Here is a 1,245-nt window from a genome sequence, read left to right on the forward strand (position 1 = left end):
GTCTGAGCGCGAGGGGGCGCGGTGGGGCGGTGGCGGCTCGGGGCGGCAGCAGCGGCGGCGGTGTGGCTTGCCGTAGGGGTGGTGGCGGCACCGGGGGCCTGGGCTTCGAGGGCCTGGGCTTCGGGGGCTTCGGGTGAAGCAATGGCGGGGGATCCGGCGGGCTACGAAACGGCCGCGGACGCCAGGAAAGTCACGGGCGAGGCGAGCAGCGCCGATGCGCCGGAAATCCGGCCCGGCAGCTATACGGACGCCATATCGGCCGGAGAGAAGCTGTATTACGGCGTCTCCCTGGACGGCCGTTCCGGCGCATTCCTCTCCGCCGTGGTGGCGCCGAAAGCGGGCACTCCGCTCGATCACCGCGACGGCGTCGAAGTCTCCTTACGGAAGACCGACGGCGATGAATGCGCGGGCGGGAAGGTGCGGTTCGGCTCCGGCAGGACGGCTCGCCCGATCGCGGCCTCCGCGGACCGCGTGATCGAGGAGGGCGGGGACTGCCAGAAGGCCGGGAGGTATTTCCTGGTCGTCGAGCGCGTCGGCGATTCCGCGGCCGGCGCCCGGTCGTGGCCGGTCGAGATCCGCTACATGTCCGAGCCCGGCCTCAGGGGCGGGGCCTCGGCGAAGGGCGACGGACGGCGCATGGTGCCGCCCACCGGCCGGAGGTCCGCGCCCCCTGTCCCGCCGACGGGAAAGGGGACGGTGCGGCGGGGCGGAACGGGCTTCAACGACGCCCCGGCGGTGGGCGGAGGCGTCTGGAGAGACGCGGCACGGCCCGGCGAGACCCGCTTCTACCGCGTTCCCCTCGAATGGGGCCAACGGCTCTCCGCCACCGTGGAGTTGGCGAATGCCGTGCCGAGGGGAGGCAGGTCCGGCTATGCGAGCGGGGGCCTCGGCGCGGAGCTGTACAACACGGCGCGAGGTCGGGTCGTTTCGGGCAGCACGGGATATGACGGGCAGGGCGCCGTGCTGTCCCTGGGTCCGACCGCGCCGGTCGCGTACGAGAACCGCTTCGGCGTCGCGGACGACGAGGCCGCCGCGATGCGCTTCGCGGGCTGGTACTACCTGGCGATCACCTTCGGCGCGGAGGCCGCGGAACTCACCGACGAGCCCGTACGGCTCACCCTGCGGCTCACGGTCGACGGAGAGGCCGAGTCAGGGCCGCCGTACGCCGGTGCCGCCGCCGCCGCGGGCTTCGGCGTGAGCGAGCGGGACAGGGAGGCGGCGGAGCGGGGCTGGACGGCGGAGGAG

At 73.8% G+C, this 1,245-nt stretch carries 1 protein-coding gene; it reads left to right on the plus strand.

All coding sequences use genetic code 11. The features are described 5' to 3' along the window. Positions 1–141: 141 nt before the first annotated feature. On the plus strand, positions 142–1,245 hold a 1,104-nt coding region (locus AOK16_RS17210), incomplete at its 3' end, for a hypothetical protein (RefSeq protein WP_055473123.1).

The organism is Streptomyces pathocidini (assembly GCF_001418495.1).
GTDB classification, from domain to species: Bacteria; Actinomycetota; Actinomycetes; order Streptomycetales; family Streptomycetaceae; genus Streptomyces; species Streptomyces pathocidini.